Origin of the sequence: Kaistia dalseonensis, assembly GCF_030814715.1 — a bacterium.
Lineage (GTDB): Bacteria > Pseudomonadota > Alphaproteobacteria > Rhizobiales > Kaistiaceae > Kaistia > Kaistia dalseonensis.
The window spans coordinates 114,952-131,971 of sequence record NZ_JAUSVO010000003.1; the positions used below are offsets into that span (position 1 = coordinate 114,952).

The 17,020-nt window shown below is 65.0% G+C and carries 15 protein-coding genes; 12 read left to right on the forward strand and 3 right to left on the reverse strand.

The genetic code is table 11. The annotated features are described in order from the left end of the window. Positions 1-7: 7 nt before the first annotated feature. Entirely contained in the window at positions 8-322 is a 315-nt protein-coding gene (rhaM, locus tag QO014_RS10955) for an L-rhamnose mutarotase (RefSeq protein ID WP_266348746.1), read from the forward strand. An 8-nt stretch (positions 323-330) separates the two neighbouring features. After that, positions 331-1,704 (forward strand): FGGY-family carbohydrate kinase, encoded by a 1,374-nt coding sequence (locus tag QO014_RS10960; RefSeq protein ID WP_266348747.1) that lies wholly within the window; start codon positions 331-333, stop codon positions 1,702-1,704. Here QO014_RS10960 and QO014_RS10965 read toward each other — a convergent pair. Then, complete coding sequence (locus tag QO014_RS10965; protein WP_266348748.1) at positions 1,671-2,645, reverse strand: LysR family transcriptional regulator; 975 nt, start codon at positions 2,643-2,645, stop codon at positions 1,671-1,673. The genes QO014_RS10960 and QO014_RS10965 overlap by 34 nt on opposite strands. Positions 2,646-2,738: 93 nt before the next feature. Between QO014_RS10965 and QO014_RS10970 the strand changes: the two genes are divergently transcribed. Both QO014_RS10970 and QO014_RS10975 read left to right on the forward strand, forming a co-directional pair. Next, positions 2,739-3,611 carry an aldo/keto reductase family oxidoreductase gene (locus tag QO014_RS10970; protein ID WP_266348749.1) on the forward strand — a complete coding sequence of 291 codons (873 nt, stop codon included), beginning with the start codon at positions 2,739-2,741 and terminating at the stop codon, positions 3,609-3,611. 88 nt (positions 3,612-3,699) lie between these two features. Further along, a complete protein-coding gene (locus QO014_RS10975) occupies positions 3,700-5,250 on the forward strand; it encodes a serine hydrolase (RefSeq protein ID WP_266348750.1) in 1,551 nt (516 codons plus the stop codon). Positions 5,251-5,301: 51 nt separating this feature from the next. Here the strand turns inward: QO014_RS10975 and QO014_RS10980 are convergent, their stop codons facing one another. Continuing rightward, a complete protein-coding gene (locus QO014_RS10980; protein ID WP_266348751.1) occupies positions 5,302-6,144 on the reverse strand; it encodes a MurR/RpiR family transcriptional regulator in 843 nt (280 codons plus the stop codon). Between the two features lie 157 nt (positions 6,145-6,301). On the opposite strand from QO014_RS10980, the gene QO014_RS10985 reads away from it, so the two are divergent. The 8 genes from QO014_RS10985 to QO014_RS11020 all read left to right on the forward strand — a co-directional run bounded on the left by QO014_RS10985 (position 6,302) and on the right by QO014_RS11020 (position 16,019). Continuing rightward, positions 6,302-7,102, forward strand: coding sequence for an N-formylglutamate amidohydrolase (locus tag QO014_RS10985; protein ID WP_266348752.1), 801 nt, complete (start codon positions 6,302-6,304; stop codon positions 7,100-7,102). A 210-nt stretch (positions 7,103-7,312) separates the two neighbouring features. Beyond that, a complete protein-coding gene (locus tag QO014_RS10990) occupies positions 7,313-8,866 on the forward strand; it encodes an amino acid permease (RefSeq protein WP_266348753.1) in 1,554 nt (517 codons plus the stop codon). Between the two features lie 195 nt (positions 8,867-9,061). Then, a complete protein-coding gene (locus tag QO014_RS10995; RefSeq protein ID WP_266348754.1) occupies positions 9,062-10,426 on the forward strand; it encodes a glutamine synthetase family protein in 1,365 nt (454 codons plus the stop codon). A gap of 64 nt (positions 10,427-10,490) precedes the next feature. Further along, positions 10,491-11,894 carry an aldehyde dehydrogenase family protein gene (locus QO014_RS11000; RefSeq protein ID WP_266348755.1) on the forward strand — a complete coding sequence of 468 codons (1,404 nt, stop codon included), beginning with the start codon at positions 10,491-10,493 and terminating at the stop codon, positions 11,892-11,894. A gap of 48 nt (positions 11,895-11,942) precedes the next feature. Beyond that, a complete protein-coding gene (locus QO014_RS11005; RefSeq protein WP_266348756.1) occupies positions 11,943-13,118 on the forward strand; it encodes an iron-containing alcohol dehydrogenase in 1,176 nt (391 codons plus the stop codon). Positions 13,119-13,210: 92 nt separating this feature from the next. After that, a complete protein-coding gene (locus QO014_RS11010) occupies positions 13,211-14,146 on the forward strand; it encodes a sugar kinase (RefSeq protein ID WP_266348757.1) in 936 nt (311 codons plus the stop codon). Between the two features lie 4 nt (positions 14,147-14,150). Continuing rightward, positions 14,151-15,374 (forward strand): alpha/beta hydrolase family protein, encoded by a 1,224-nt coding sequence (locus QO014_RS11015; RefSeq protein WP_266348758.1) that lies wholly within the window; start codon positions 14,151-14,153, stop codon positions 15,372-15,374. A 60-nt stretch (positions 15,375-15,434) separates the two neighbouring features. After that, entirely contained in the window at positions 15,435-16,019 is a 585-nt protein-coding gene (locus tag QO014_RS11020) for a protein-S-isoprenylcysteine O-methyltransferase (protein WP_266348759.1), read from the forward strand. A 74-nt stretch (positions 16,020-16,093) separates the two neighbouring features. Here QO014_RS11020 and QO014_RS11025 read toward each other — a convergent pair whose 3' ends face one another. Continuing rightward, entirely contained in the window at positions 16,094-17,017 is a 924-nt protein-coding gene (locus QO014_RS11025; protein ID WP_266348760.1) for a metal ABC transporter substrate-binding protein, read from the reverse strand. Between the last annotated feature and the right edge of the window lie 3 nt (positions 17,018-17,020).

Sequence of the window (17,020 nt, forward strand, 5' to 3'; positions counted from 1 at the left end):
GACCCAAATGCAGAAAATTGCCTTCAAGATGCTCCTTAATCCGGGGCAGGAAGCCGAATATAAGCGCCGTCACGACGAGATCTGGCCGGAGCTTTCAGCGCTTCTGAAAGAGGCCGGCGTCTCCGACTATTCGATCTTCCTCGATCGCCAGACGTCCACCCTGTTCGCGACGCTCTGGCGCCGTGACGATCACGCCATGGACGAATTGCCGAACCACCCGGTCATGAAGCGCTGGTGGGCCCATATGGCCGACATCATGGCGACCAAGCCCACCAACGAGCCGATTTCGATTCCCCTCGAAAACGTCTTCCACATGGAATGACGCAGACCATGTCACGCCCCAAGGCCACGATCGTCCTCGATATCGGCAAGACCAACGTCAAGCTGGCCCTCGTCGATGCGCAGACGCGCGCGATCATCGCCATCCGGACCACGGCCAATGAAGTGATCCGCGACGGCCTCTATCCGCATTTCGATACTGACAAGAACTGGAACTGGATCGTCGCGGGGCTGAAGGAATTCGCCGCCGAGGCCGAGATCGGCTGCATCTCGACGACGACCCATGGCGCCTGCGCCGCCATCATCAATGATGATGGCCTCGTCCTGCCGATCCTCGATTATGAGTATGACGGTCCGGATTCGATCGCCGACGCCTATCGACCGCTCAGGGGCGCGTTCTGGGAGACCCTGTCACCCGACCTGCCGGGCGGGCTGAATATCGGCCGCCAGCTCTTCTGGCTTCAGGAAACGTTCCCCTCTGCATTCGGACGCGCCAAATCGATCCTGCCCTATCCGCAATATTGGGTCTGGCGCCTTTCCGGCGCACGCGTCAGCGAGCCGACCTCGCTCGGTTGCCATAGCGATCTCTGGAATCCGGAGGGCGGCACATTCTCACGCCTCGCCGAGGATCGCGGCTGGGCGGCGCTCATTCCAAAGGTCGTCCATCCCTGGGATACGGCCGGCACGATCCGCCCGGAACTCGCGGCCAAGACGGGCCTGCCGCTCGACTGCCGCGTGGTCGCCGGCATTCACGATTCCAATGCCAGCCTTCTGCCGCATATCCTGCGGCGGCAATCGCCCTTCGCGGTACTCTCGACGGGCACCTGGCTGATTGTCTTCGCCGTCGGCGGCTCGATGAAGAATCTCGATCCGGCGCGGGACTGCCTCGCCAATGTCGATGCGCTCGGGCGGCCCGTTCCCTCAGCCCGTTTCATGGCCGGCCGCGAGTTCGGACTTCTGACCGAAGGCATCAAGGCCGAGCCGACAGCCGCTGACGTCGCCTCCGTGGTCGAGCGCGGCGTGATGGCCCTGCCCTCCTTCGCACAGGGCACCGGCCCCTACGCCTTCCTCGAAGGTCACTGGACGGTGGATGTCGAGACGTTGACGCCGGGCGAGCGCATCGCGGCGGCGAGCCTCTATTGTGCCCTGGTGGCGGATACCTGCCTTTCGCTGACTAGCGCCGCCGGCCCTGTCATCGTCGAGGGCCCGCTTTCGAAGAACGCCGTGTTCCTGTCGGCTTTGGCGCGCATCGTCGGCCGTCCGGTCATTGCTCGCTCCGATGCAACGGGAACGACGGAGGGCGCCGCCCTGCTGGCGGACGGCCCCGAGGGCGCCGGCCCCGGCGCTCCGGACGGCCCGCCCATAGCGCCGCTCGATGTCGATCTCTCGGCCTATATCGAGGCCTGGCGCGAGGCGCTCGACTGAAAGTCCGACAAGGTCGAGCTATGGCCGGTCGGCCGTAGCCTTGATGCCGTAGCCTTGATAAAGTCGATGAAGGCCCGCAAGGGCGCCGGCACGAGGCGCCGGCCCGGATAATAGAGGAACGGCCCGGAAAAGCTCGGCCACCAGGATTCGAGCACCGGCTCGAGCGCGCCGCTATCGAGATAAGGCCTCAGCCAGTCCTCAAAGAGATAGATGATACCCGTACCGGCGACGGCCGCATGTACCGCGAGATCGACCGCCGCGCCCGCCCGCACCAGCAGTGGTCCGGTCGGATCCACCCGCACGATCTCGCCTGAATGCTCGAACTCCCACGCCATGATCGCGCCGCTCGCGAATTGTCCGCGCAGACATGCATGACCGAGCAATTCGCTCGGATGCTCCGGGCGGCCATGGCGGTCGAGATAGGCCGGAGACGCTGCCGTCGCAAAGCGCTGCACGCGCGGCCCGATCGGAACGGCGATCATGTCCTGCTCGAGTCGCTCGTCATAGCGAATCCCTGCATCACATCCCGCCGCCAGCACGTCGACGAAACTGTCCTCGGCCATTACTTCCAGGCGAATGCCCGGATAGGCGGCGAGAAAGCGCGGCACAATGGCGGGCAAGACCAGCTTGGACGCGCTGACCGGCACGTTGAGACGCAGTGAACCTGCCGGCTGATCGCGAAAGCCGTTCACGACATCAAGGGCGGCTTCGACCTCGGCCAGCGCCGGCCCGAGCCGGCCGAGAAGCCCTTGCCCGGCTTCGGTCAGGACAACACTGCGCGTGGTGCGATTGAGCAGCCTGACACCGAGCTGCGTCTCGAGCCGGCGCACCGCCTCGCTCAAGCCGGACGCGCTGCCACGGCTGGCACGCGCGCCCTCGCGAAAGCCCCCTGCGCGCGCCACTGCGACAAAGGCGTTCAGATCACTCAGGTCGGCCTTCATTGTTCGACATCCCGCACAGCCCGTTCGAATTGTGCCCGGTTATCGTGAAGACAGGCAAGGTCTATCTCACGCTCAGCTTCAGAGGAGAACGACATGCCGAATATCGAACAATCCGGAACATTCGCGCTCGGCGATCAGAACGTCAAACGGATGGGCTATGGCGCCATGCAGTTGGCGGGGCCCGGCGTATTCGGCCCACCGAGGGATCGCGAGGCCGCCGTATCGGTCCTGCGGGAGGCGGTCGCCCAGGGCGTCAATCATATCGATACCAGCGACTTCTATGGCCCGCACATCACCAACAAGCTGATCAGCGAGGCGCTGGCGCCCTATTCCGACGACCTCGTGATCGTCACGAAGATCGGCGCCCGACGCGGGGCTGACAAGTCCTGGCTGCCGGCCTTTTCGCCGGAAGCGCTGACCGAAGCCGTGCACGACAATCTGCGCCATCTCGGGCTCGATGCGCTCGATGTCGTCAATCTCAGGGTCATGTTCGACACGCACGGCCCGGCCGAAGGGTCTATCGAAGAGCCGCTCACGGTTCTCGCCGAACTCCAGCAGCAGGGGCTGGTGCGCCATGTCGGTCTCAGCAATGTGACGGCGGCCCAGATCGAGCAAGGGCGGTCGATCACCGAGATCGTCTGCGTGCAGAACCAGTACAATCTGGCGCATCGCCACGACGACGCGCTGATCGACCAGCTCGCTCGGGAGGGCGTCGCCTATGTGCCCTTCTTCCCGCTCGGCGGCTTCAGCCCCCTGCAGTCCTCGACGCTCTCGAATGTCGCAGAGGGCCTCGGCGCAACGCCGATGCAGGTTGCACTCGCCTGGCTGCTCCAGCGCGCCCCGAACATCCTGTTGATCCCGGGCACGTCGTCGGTGGCTCATCTCAATGAAAACCTCGCGGCAGCCGAACTGGTCCTGCCCGAGGATGCGATCCGCCAACTGGACGGCATCGCCGCCTCCGCCTGAGGCCCGGCCCGCCGGTGCCCGCGCTGCGACGACAAGCGCGGGCACCAGTGATACGCTCCCTCGGAGATTGGCCGAGGGAGGATCGGACATGAAGCTGCTGCCGGGAGCATCGTTCGCTGCGGTCGGGATCGGAGCCGCCTTGTTTCTGGCGCCAGCGCTCGCCGGAGCACAGCCCATCTCGCGGGCGGAAATCGACGCGGCGCTGCCGAAGCTCGAAGCGCTGGCCCAAGCGGCGGTCGATCAAGGTCAGGTGCCCGGCCTTGCCATCGCGATCGTCCACCACGATGCGCTGGTCTATCTCAAGGGCTTCGGCGTCCGTGAGGTCGGCAAGCCCGACAAGGTCGATCCAGACACGGTGTTCCAGCTCGCCTCGTTCTCGAAGCCCATTTCCGCGACGGTCGTCGCCGCAGTGGTCAGCGAGAACAAGGTCGCGTGGGATTCGAAGATCGCTGATCTCGACCCGGCCTTTCGGCTCTCGGCTGCCTACCCTTCCGCCGAATTGACCGTGCGCGATCTCTTCGCGCATCGAAGCGGGCTGCCCGGCAATGCCGGCAACGAACTCGAGGATATCGGCTATGACCGCGCCGCCATATTGGAGCGCCTGCGCCTCGTGCCGCTCGATGGCTTCCGCTCGCATTATTCCTACAGCAATTTCGGCCTGACCGAGGGCGCCGTAGCGGTTGCGAAATCGCAGGGCATGGCCTGGGAGGATCTGGCCGAGGCCAAGCTCTACAAGCCGCTCGGCATGAAGGCGACCAGTTCGCGCTATGCCGATTTCCTGGCGCAATCCGATCGCGCCGCGCTCCATATCAGGCTCGGCGGCCAGTGGCAGGCGGCGCTCACCCGCGACCCCGACGCCCAGGCCCCCGCGGGTGGCGTCAGTTCGAGCGCGCGCGATCTGGTCCAATGGTTGAAGCTCGAGATCGGCAATGGGCGGTTCGACGGCAAGCAGGTCATCGAAAGCGCGGCGCTGGCCGAGACGCACCAGCCCCTGATGGCGCGCGGCGTCAATCCTGCCAATGGCGCGCAATCCTTCTATGGCCTCGGCTGGAATGTCGAATTTGGCCGGCACGGCCTGGTCTGGGGCCATGCCGGCGCCTTCAGCAACGGCGCGCGGACACTGGTCAGCATCATGCCGGATGACGGGCTCGGGATCGTCGTACTTTCCAATGCCTTCCCGACCGGCGTTCCCGAAGGCCTCGCCGATTCCTTCTTCGATCTCGTCAAGGAAGGCTCGATCGAGAAAGACTGGATCAAGATCTGGAACGATACGTTTGACGGCCTGTTCGGGCCGGCCGTCGCCGCCTCCAAGGCGCGCCTGGGTACGCCGCCACAGAACGCATCGCCGGCCCTGCCCGCTGCCGCCTATGTCGGACGCTATGCCAACGACTATTTCGGCACGGCGATCGTGACGGAGGCGGGTGGCAAGCTCCAGGTCGCCCTCGGCCCGAAGGGCCAACGCGTCCATCCGCTCCAGTCCTTCAACCGGGATGTCTTCATCTATCCCTCGGCACCTGAAATGCCCGATCTGATGGCCGCGGCAACCTTCGAGATCGGCCCGGATGGCAAGGCCAGCGCATTGACGCTGGAAGACCTGGACGATCTCGGCTTCGGACGGTTTGCACGCCGCGCCGATTGATCGCGATGCGTCGACCCTCTTGGCAGCGTCTCAACCCCGGCGGATGGCGGGCTAAGGCCGGGACCGGATCGCTTCGAGCGCTTCGAGACGGCGCCGCCCCTCCTCGCCGCGCCTTTCGACCACGGCGGCGATGAGCGCCTCGACCAGCATCAGCAAGCCGGCGTTCGAATCCCAGACGGAGGGGACGGCCACATGCGCCGGCAGGACGCGGCGTGCCACCTTCGAGATCGGTGACAGCCACTGATCCGTCACCAGGACGATGATCGCGCCCTGTGCCGCCGCGCGCTCGGCAAAGTCCCTGAGATCATCCGAATAGCGGCGTATGTCGAACAGGACGACGACGTCGCGCCGGCCAATATCGAGCAACTGGTCCAGCCAGGCCGCCGGCTGGCCGCCGACACGGCGCACATCGGGCCGGATGACGCGCAGATGCGCCGTCATGTAGTCGGCAATGGCGTCGGTGAAGCGCCCACCCAGAAAGTGCAGCCGATATCTTGGGTCGGCGAGCAGCGTCGCGACGGCGGCAAATTCGTTGCGCGGCAGGTTTTCCGCCGTCGCCCGCAGATTGGCGATCGCCGCTTGCGCGAAGCCGGCCAGCGGATCATCGGGATGGACTTTCATGCCCTTGGTCAGCGGCGTCTCGCGCTGCGCGGCGAGTTCGGCCTTCAAATCATCCTGGAAGGCGCCATAGCTGGAAAAGCCGAGCTTGGCGATCATGCGCAGGATCGTCGGCGCACTGACGCCGGCCGCCTCGCCGAAGCGCGCCGCCGTGTCGAGACCCGCCATGGGAAAATCGGCCAATAGGCGCTGTGCGGCGCGCTTCTCGTTCGGCGTCAGCCGGCCGAGATCGCGCCGCAGCCGCTCCGCGATCGATGCTCCGCTATCGGAAACCATGGCCCGTCATCCCCGTTTGCCGCTTCTGCAGGCAACTGACGCCTTCATTTCAGAATTGACCCATTTCTTGGCTGCTGTAACGTATATTTCAGATCGGCGAGCACAGACTCTCCTTAACCGGTTAAAAAGCCGGCGCCGCTTCGACGGGGAATAGCGCATGCAGGATCCGGCCGACAGCGAAAGCCTGCTGGCAAGCGACGAGCCGCCAGCCGTCGACTGGCGCGCCGGCTCGATCGACCCGTTTTTCTTTGTCTGCGAACATGCCTCCAACCGTGTCCCGCGCGCGCTGGGCGATCTCGGCCTGCCGTCGGAAGCCTTCGAGCGCCACATCGCCTGGGACCCCGGCGCAGCGCAGCTGACGCTCGGCCTTGCCGAGCGCTTTGGGGGCGCTGCCGTGCTGCAACGCTATTCACGCCTCGTGATCGACTGCAACCGGGAGCCGGAACTGCCCGATGCGATCACGCCGTTGTCTGAGGATACGCCCATCCCCGGCAATCAGGGTCTCGGCGAGGATGAACGGCGTGGCCGGATCGCGGCGATCTGGGCTCCGTTCCATGCCGCGGTCGATCGCCTGCTCAATGCGCGCGTCGCCGCCCGCAAGCCGACGGCGCTGGTGACGATCCACTCTTTCACGCCGGTCTATCGTGGTGTCTCGCGCCCCTGGCATGTCGGCATCATATCGACCGGAGACCGTCGGTTTGCGGAACCGATGCTGGCGGCTCTCAGCCGCGAAGCCGGGCTCGTCGTCGGCGACGACCAGCCTTATTCGGCGCGAGACAATGTTGACTACACGATCCGCCGTCACGGGCGCGAACGCGGCTTGCCGCATGTGATGATCGAGGTCCGCAACGATCTGCTGCGGACCGCGCGCGACGTTTCGCAATGGGTCGAGCGGCTGGGCGACGCGCTCACGGAGAGCGCCGGCGCCGTTGGCCTGCCGGGCCCGATACGGGTCTGAATCAGGGAGACAGAACAAGACGACGCGCCAATGCGCGAAGGGGAAGAAGGCGGTGACCGGCTGCGGACCATCGCGACGGACGGACCGAGGCAAAAGACCGAGGCCGACCGAAGACCGGCGAGCGCTTTCCAGGGCGCTCGCCGGACCGATCAGAAGGGGCAAGGACCCGCGCCGGCAACGCCGCGACGGGGCAACAGACGGGAGCAAGTCATGAGCAGTACCGAGGGGTATACAGAACACGACAAGAAGGCGGACATTCACGTCCTCCATTCAATGGGATACGCGCAGGAGCTCGAGCGGCGCATGAGCCGCTTCTCGAATTTCGCGATCTCGTTCTCCATCATCTGCATTCTCTCTGGCGGCATTAATTCGCTCGCCCAGGCGACGTCGGGCGCCGGCGGCGCCGCGATCGGCATCGGCTGGCCTGTTGGCTGCCTGATCTCCGGCGTATTCGCGCTCGCCATGGCGCAGATCGCCTCGGCCTATCCGACGGCGGGCGGCCTCTATCACTGGGGCTCGATCCTCGGCAACCGCTTCACGGGCTGGGTCACGGCCTGGTTCAACCTGCTCGGCCTCGTCACCGTGCTCGGCGCCATCAATGTCGGCACGTATTATTTCTTCTTCGGCGCCTTCGGGCCGATGATCGGCTGGGAAGACACGATCACCAATCGCGTGCTGTTCCTCGTCGTCCTGACCGGCCTGCAGGCGATCATCAATCACATGGGCATCGGCCTCACCGCCAAGCTCACTGATTTTTCCGGCTATCTGATCTTCGTGACGGCGCTGGTGCTCGCCATCGTCTGCCTCGCATCGGCACCGAGCTACGATTTCGCGCGTCTCTTCACCTTCTCCAACTATTCGGGCGAAGCGGGCGGCAATGTCTGGCCGCAGGTTTCCGAATGGTGGGTGTTCCTGCTCGGCCTCTTGCTGCCGATCTATACCATCACCGGCTATGACGCCTCGGCGCACACCTCGGAAGAGACCGTCAAGGCGGCGCATTCCGTGCCGCGCGGCATGGTCATGTCGGTCGTCTGGTCGGCCGTGTTCGGCTACATCATGCTGTGCGCCTTCGTGCTCATGATCCCGAACATGGACGACGCCGCCAAGCAGGGCTGGAACGTCTTCTTCTGGGCCATGGATTCGCAGGTGAATCCGACCGTGAAGATCATCCTCTATGTCGCGATCTTCGTTTCGCAATTCCTCTGCGGACTTGCGACCGTCACCTCCGTCTCGCGCATGATCTTCGCCTTCTCGCGTGATGGCGGCCTGCCGGCCTCCAAGGCGCTCTCGAAGGTCAGCCCGAAGTTCCGCACCCCGGTCGCCGCGATCTGGACCGGCGCGACGCTCGCCGTGCTGTTCGTGTGGTTCACCTCGGTGATCACCATCGCCGGCGCCTCGGCCTATTCGATCGTCGTGTCCTGCACCGTCATCTTCCTGTTCTTCTCCTTCGTCATTCCGATTGCCCTCGGCCTTTTCGCCTACGGCACCAAGAAATGGCCATCGATGGGACCGTGGAATATCGGGCGCGGCCTCTACACGTTGTTCGCGCTGCTCTCGATCGTCGCCATGATCCTGATCTTCGTGATCGGCATCCAGCCTCCGAACGACTGGGCGCTCTACATCACCATCGGCTTCCTGGTGCTGGCCGCGATCGTCTGGTTCGCCTTCGAGAGCCGCCGCTTCCAGGGTCCCCCGATCGGCGACGTGATCGCCAAGCGCAAGGCCGCGATCGCGGCTGCGGAAAAGGCCGTCGGTCAGGTCTGATCAAACTGATTGCGCCGGGCGACCCGAAGGGTTGCCCGGCGTTCCCATCATCCCCTCTGTCATTGCCGGGCTTGACCCGGAGTCCTGGGCTTGCTTTCCACATTCTGTCAGCCAGCGCGGCGCAAGCCGGGCGGAGGGACGGCCTGGTCAAGCCCGGCAATGACAAGAAGAACGCCCTGAAAAGAGAGAACGCCCATGGCCGGAAACCTGACGCTCAAGCAACTCGAGGCCGCGATCGCGGACGGCACGATCGATACTGTGATCGTCGCGTTTCCCGACATGCAGGGTCGCCTCGTCGGCAAGCGCTTTACGGGCGCGTTCTTTCTCGACAGCGCGCTGCACGAGACCCATGCCTGCAATTATCTGCTGACCGTCGACATCGACATGGAGCCGGTGCCGGGCTACCAGGCCGCGAGCTGGGAGAAGGGCTATGGCGATTTCGTCCTGAAGCCCGATGTGTCGACGCTGCGCCGCATTCCCTGGCTCGAGGGCACTGCCCTGATGCTCGCCGATGTCTGCGACCATCACGGCGAAGACCTGCCGCATGCTCCGCGCTCCATGCTGAAGGCGCAGTTGAAGAAGCTCGCCGATCGCAAGATGTCGGCCTTCTTCGCCTCCGAACTCGAATTCTATGCCTTTGACGAGACCTATGAAGGCGCGGGCGAGAAACGCTGGCGCGACCTCAAGACCATGGGCAACTACATCGAGGACTACCAGATCCTCCAGACGACCAAGAACGAGCCGCTGCTCCGCGCGATCCGCAACGGCTTGATGGGCGCCGGCATTCCGGTCGAGAATTCCAAGGGCGAATGGGGCCCCGGCCAGGAAGAGGTCAATGTCCGCTATGCGGAAGCCCTCGAAATGGCCGACCAGCACACCATCCTGAAGAATGGCTGCAAGGAGATCGCCCATCTCCAGAACCGCGCCGTCACCTTCATGGCGAAGTGGCGCTACGATCTCGCCGGCTCGTCATCGCATATCCACTCCTCGCTCTGGGACGCTGGCGCCAAGACGCCGCTCTTCTCCGACCCGAAGGACCCGCTCGGCATGTCGGCGACGATGAAATCGTGGCTCGCCGGCCATCTCACCTACGCGAAGGACATGACCTATTTCCTCGCGCCCTATATCAACTCCTACAAGCGCTTCCAGGTCGGCACCTTCGCGCCGACCAAGGCTGTCTGGTCCGTCGACAACCGCACCACCGGCTTCCGCGTCGTCGGCGAAGGCAAGTCGATCCGCACCGAATGCCGCATTGGCGGCGCCGATCTGAACCCCTATCTCGCCTTCTCGGCGCTGCTCGCCGCTGGCCTCGCCGGGATCGACCAGAAGCTGGAGCTGGAGCCGGCCTTCGCGGGCGACGCCTATTATGGCAAGCGGCTGCGCGAAGTGCCGAAGACGCTGCGCGACGCCACCACCGCGCTCGACAAGTCGAAAGTCCTGCGCGCAGGACTCGGCGATGCCGTCGTCGAGCATTATCTGCATACGGCGCGCTGGGAGCAGTTCGAATATGACCGCCGGGTCACGGACTGGGAGTTGCAGCGCGGCTTCGAACGGTATTGATACCGCCATCGGCGGAGCCGGCACCACGCCGGCCCGCATCATTGAACGCTGCGAGATCTGATCCATGAATGCGCCCGTCCTGAAGATCGTCACGCCGGTCGACGGCTCGCTCTATGCAGAGCGCCCGCTGGCGACCGAAGCCGAAGTGCTCGCCGCCCTGGAACGCGCCAAGGCCGCCCAACGCGCCTGGCGCTCGTCGACCATGGCCGAGCGGCAGACAATCGCCACCGCCTTTGTCGACGCCATGGTCGCCGAGAAGGACAAGGTTGCGGAACTGCTCGCCTGGCAGATGGGGCGGCCGATCCGCTACGGCCATGGCGAGATGCGCGGCTTCGAGGAGCGCGCCCGCTACATGATCGAGATTGCGCCGGCGACGCTGGCCGATATCGATGTCGGCCCGAAGGAAGGCTTCAAGCGCTATATCCGCCGCGAGCCCCTCGGCGTCTGCCTGAACCTGCCGGCCTGGAACTTCCCCTATATGACGGCGCTGAATGCCGTGCTGCCGGCGATCCTCGCCGGCAATACCGTGGTTATGAAGCATTCGAGCCAGACGGCGCTCGTCGCGGAGCATTTCGCCTCGGCCTTCGCCAAGGCGGGCCTCTGGCAGGATGTGTTCCAGTTCGTGAACATGTCGCATGAAGTGACCGACAAGGTCATTCGCTCGGGCCTCGTCGACCAGGTCGGCTTCACCGGCTCGACCTCCGGCGGCCGCCACATCATGGCCTCGGTCGCCGGCGCGACGAACTTCCCCGCGACCTGCCTCGAGCTTGGTGGCAAGGACCCGGCCTATGTGCGCCCCGATGTGAACCTGCCCTTCGCGATCGAGAACATCGTCGATGGCGGTTTCTTCAATTCCGGGCAGTCCTGCTGCGCCATGGAGCGCGTCTATGTCCACGAAGCCGTCTATGACGCCTTCGTCGAGGGCGTCGTCGCGACCGTCAACGCCTACAAGCTCGGCAGCCCGACGGATCAGGCGACGACGCTGGGTCCGGTCGTGCGCGCCTCCGCCGCCGATTTCATCCGTGCCCAGGTCGACGAAGCTCTTCGGGCTGGCGCGAAGGGCCTAATCGATCCGAAGAACTTCCCCGAGGCGAAGGTCGGCACCGCCTATCTTGCGCCGCAGGTTCTGGTCGATGTTGATCATTCCATGCGCTTCATGACGGAAGAGACCTTCGGACCGGCCTTCGGCATCATGAAGGTGAAGTCGGACGAGGAGGCGATCCGCCTCATGAACGATTCCGATTTCGGCCTGACCGCCGCGATCTGGACCGAGGATGTCGAGGCCGCCGAGGCGATCGGCGACAAGATCGAGACCGGCACCATCTACATGAACCGCTGCGACTTCCTCGATCCCGCCCTCCCCTGGGTCGGCGTCAAGCAGACCGGCCGCGGCGCCACGCTCTCGCGCGTCGGCTATGAACACCTGACCCGACCGAAGAGCTTCCACCTCAGAACCAAGACCTCCTGAGCGGCTGCTCCCGACGAACAAACCGACCGAGACCACCAAGGACACGACATGCTCGACCGTTACGCCTCGCTCACCGCGAACTGGTCCTATCCGACCGCCATACGCTTCGGCGCGGGGCGCATCGTGGAACTGCCGGCCGCGCTTGCTGCGGCCGGTATCAGGAAGCCGCTTTTCGTCACCGATCCTGGCCTCGCCAATCTTCCGATCGTCCGCAAGGCGCTCGCGATCCTCGACGAGGCCAAGATCCGCTACACCGTGTTCTCGCAGGTCGACGGCAATCCGACGCTGCGCAATCTCGATGACGGGCTGATCTCCTATAAGTCGGGCGAGCATGACGGTGTCATCGCCTTTGGCGGTGGCTCGGCGATGGATATAGGCAAGACGATCGCCTTCATGGCCGGCCAGACCCGCCCGGTCTGGGATTTCGAGGATCGCGCCGACTGGTGGACGCGTGCCGATGCGACCGCGATCGCGCCGGTCGTCGCCGTGCCGACGACCGCCGGCACAGGCTCCGAGGTCGGGCGCGCCACGGTCATCACCGACCCGGCCGATCACACCAAGAAGATCATCTTCCATCCGCTGATGCAGCCGAAGATCGTGATCGAGGATCCCGAGCTGACGCTCGATCTGCCGGCCAAGATCACGGCCTGGACGGGCATGGATGCGCTCTCCCATTCGCTCGAGGCGTGGTCGAGCCCATTCTTCCATCCGCTCTCGGCAGGCATTGCGCTCGAAGGCATGCGGCTGGTCAAGGACTGGCTGCCGATAGCCTTCCGGGATGGGCATAATCTCGAGGCGCGCTCCTACATGCTGATCGCCTCTTCGATGGGCGCCGTCGCCTTCCAGAAGGGCCTCGGCGCGATGCATGCGATGAGCCATCCGAGCTCCAGCCTGCGCGGGACCCATCACGGCCTCACCAACGCTGTCGTGATGCCCTATGTGCTCAAGTTCAACCTGCCGGTGATCGAGGACAAGCTGGCGGCGCTCGCCCGCTATCTCGACCTGCCCGGCCAGAATGCGACGAGCGTGATCGACTGGGTCCTGGCCCTGCGGAGCGAGCTCGGCATCCCGCACACGCTGAAGGAGATCGGCGTCGACGAGAGCGTCCTGCCCGAGGCGGCACGGATGGCCGAGCTCGATCCTTCGACCGGCGGCAATCCCGTGCCGGTGACGGCAAAGGACTACGACGTACTCTTCCGCAATGCGATCAACGGGACGCTCTGAAGCATCGGGGGTGCTGCCTTATCCGGCAGCGCCCTCTTGCACCGTCAGACGCGAGCGGCCATGAAAGGCGCCGTCGCGTCTGGAGGAAACGGATGAGTGATTCAGTGAAGAGCCCCGACATCGTCTGCCTTGGCGAACCGCTGTTCGAGCTCAACCAGTCGGAGGACGATGCGCCGTTTCGGCCGGGCCATGGGGGAGACGCTTCGAACTGCGCCATCGCCGCCGCGCGCCAGGGTGCTTCGGTCGGCATCGTGTCGGCGCTCGGGACCGACAATTTCGGCCAGTCCTTCTTCAATCTCTGGGCTGCCGAAGGCGTCGACGCCAGCGCGGTGAAGCGCGATCCGGGCGCCCCGACGGGGATTTATTTCGTCACGCACGGCCCGGATGGCCATGTCTTTTCCTACAGGCGCGCCGGATCGGCCGCGAGCCGGATGACGCCGGAGGAACTGCCGGCCGCCTATGTTCGTGGCGCGCGCGTGCTCCACACCTCGGGCATCAGCCAGGCGATCAGCTCTCCCGCTGCCGACCTCGTCTTTGCCGCGATCCACGCCGCGCGCGGCGCTGGCACGCTCGTTTCCTACGATACCAATCTGCGGCTTCGCCTCTGGCCGATTGATCGTGCCCGCGCCGTCATTCACGCCGCGGCCGGCCTCTCGGACATATTGAAGACCAGCTCCGACGATGCCAAGGAACTCTGCGGCCACACCGATCCCGATCGTATCGCCGATTTCTATCTCGGCCTCGGGCCGAAGATCGTCATCGTCACCCTGGGCGGTGAAGGCGCGCTTGTCGCGACGCCCACGAACCGCGCCCGCATCGCCGCCATACCGGTGAAGCCCGTCGATGCGACAGGTGCCGGCGACACGTTCGATGGTGCGTTCCTGTGCGAATATCTGCGCGAGGGAGATCCCTTCGCCGCGGCGCGCTACGCCAATGCCGCCGCAGGCCTCGCCACCGAAGGCTATGGCGCGGTCGCGCCAATGCCGCGGCGAGCAGCCGTCGAAGCAGCGCTCATCGAGCGGCGGTGAAAACGTGTCGGCCCGCGACGTGGCGGCCGTGGATGGCGGAGGCGCGGTGAGGCCGCGCCGGATGAAGCGCTGCGTGCTTTATCTCGGCGGCTATGATCCGGTCACGCCACAGCGCTTCTTTGCCCGCCTCTGGCGACAGGCGGAGCGATTTCGTGCGACCTGGACCGTGGATTTCTCGGCAACACCCGAGCGGCCCTCGGCGGATGGTGCGATCTGGTCGGCCGCCATCACCACGCGCACGGATGATTGGCAGACCGAGACGGATTTCCGCCTGCTGGCCTGGGACGATATCGTCAAAAGCGATTTCGCCCGCCCATTGTGGCGCCGCCTGCCGCTCTCCTTCGGCGTGCTGGCCGATTTCATCGTCTCGGGCACCGTCTTCCGCTACTTCATGACGGCGTGGCGGTTCGGCCTCTATTTCATCTATCCTTATTTCATCGTCGCCCTGTTCATCGCCATCGCCGCCATCGTGGCGAAGCTGCTGCACCATTTCCTGCCCGTGCCCGGCGCTCTCCCCATCGGCCTCGCAGTTGGTCTCGCCGTCTTTCTCGGCTTGATGCGCTGGCCGGGGGAGCGCTGGTTCACCGGCCATCTACTCGATGCGCGAACCTTCATGGGCCAGTATTTGCGGGGCGACCGCCCCGACATGGAGGCGCGACTCGAGCGTTTCGCGGCCGAACTCGTCGCCATTCATCGAACGGGTGGCTTCGACGAGATCGTGCTGCTCGGGCACAGCCAGGGCAGCGTCTTCGCCCTCGAAATCGTCGATCGGGCCCTCAGGCTGGATCCGGAGGCCATGCGATCGGGACCACCGACCACGATCGTCTCGGTCGGCTCATGCGTGCTGCAACTGGGGCTGCATCCGGCCGCCGAACCCTTCCGGCAACGCCTGCGCGCGCTCGCTCAAGAGCCCGCGCTGAGCTGGACGGAGTTCCAGGCCCTCACCGATACGGTGAACTTCTACAAGACCGATCCTGCGCGGCTGATGCGGCTCGGCGAGGGAACGACCGGTCGCTTCCCGCTCATCCGCCTGGTGAAGATCCGCGACATGTTGCAGAGCGAGGATTACAGGCGCATCCGCAACTCGCTCTTCCGCGTCCACTATCAGTTCGTTATGGGCAATACGCGGCGCTATCCTTATGATTTCTTCATGATCTGCTGCGGCCCCGAACGCCTGTCGGTCTGCTTCCCGACACCGAACTATCCCGTCCGGGACGCGCAGATCTGAGCCGATCCGCCAGCCCGGCAAGGGCAGGCGGCCAAGAACAATCCGTGTCGAGGAGACCCCATGACGCCGTCCATCGCCGAGATCATCTGGATCGCGGGTCTGATCGCCTGGGCCGTGATCCGCTATCCCTATACCCGCCGCTCGCGCCGGCATCGGATCGTCGGATCGGTCGAGCGCACGCGGCAGCAATCGCTGGTCGCGCTTTCCATGGTCGGTGTCGGCATCGTGCCGGCGCTCTATGCGCTCTTCGGTTTTCCCAAAGGGGCGGACCTGCCCTTCTCGCCCGTCGTCGCCTGGATCGGGGTGCTGGCGGTGCTCGCCTATCTGTTCTCGTTTTACCGCAGCCATCGCGATCTCGGCCATAACTGGTCGGCGACGCTGGAAATCCGCGAGAAGCACGCCCTGGTGACAAGCGGCATCTACCACTATGTCCGCCACCCCATGTATGTCTCGTTCTGGCTGATGGCGGTGGCGCAGGCGCTGTTGCTGCAGAACTGGTTCGTGGGCCTCGCCGGGCTCGTCGGCATCGGCATCCTCTATTTCCTCCGGGTGAAGAAGGAGGAGAAGCTGATGCAGGATACGTTCGGCCTAGCCTATCGCGACTACGCAAAGAGAACCGCCCGGCTCATTCCCAAGATCTACTGAGACCCCAAACGACCAGAACCCGCCCTTCTGAGGCGGGTTCCAGTTTCACATCGATGGATCGCCGTCCCGGTGCGTCAGCTGCCGCTGATCGCCGAGAGCAACTGGCCCTCATTGTTCTCGAACATCTTCACATAGGTCGGTGCGGGACCATCGGCGGGCGAAAGCGCATCGGAGAAGAGCTCGCCGCCGACCTTGACGCCGGTCTCGCGCGCAATCTGGTCGAGCAGGCGCGGATCGGAAATGTTCTCGACGAAGAGCGCCGTGATCTTCTCGTCCTTGATCTGGCGGATGATCTTGGCGATCGCCGCGGCGGAGACATCGCTCTCCGTGCTGAGCCCTTCCGGTGCAATGAACTTGACGTCATAGGCGGCGCCGAAATAGCCGAACGCGTCATGGCTCGTCACGATGCGCCTGCGGGCCTCGGGCAACTTGCCGAATTCGGCCGCAAGGCGCTTGTCGATCACGGCGAGCTGGGCTTCGAGCGCCGCGCCGTTCTTCGCATAGTCGGCCGCGTTCGCGGGATCGGCCGTGGAGAGGCCGGCGACGATGTTCTTTACATAGAGGATGCCGTTCTTCGGATCCTGCCAGGCATGTGGATCGAGCGCCTTGCCGGAAGCGTCATGCGCGAGCTCGGCCGCCTCGTCGGCATCGCCCGTCCAGACGCGGGGCTTCACGCCCTTGGTGGCGACGACCGTCTCGCCCTTGAAGCCGGAGACGCTGACCAGCCGCTCGAGCCAGTGCTCGAGACCGAGGCCGTTCTCGACGAGAACAGCCGCACTGCCGAGCGCCTTGGCGTCGGTCGGGCTCGGCTCGAACATATGCGCGTCGCCATTGGGACCGACCAGCGTCACGACCTGGACATGGTCGCCGCCGACCTCCTGCGCGAGGTCGCCGAGGACCGAGAAGCTCGCCACGACCTTCAGCTTGTCGGCGGCGAACGCCGGGCTCGCAAGCCCCGCGGCGAGAACAGCCGCCATGAGAATACGCGATGCAGTCATGAG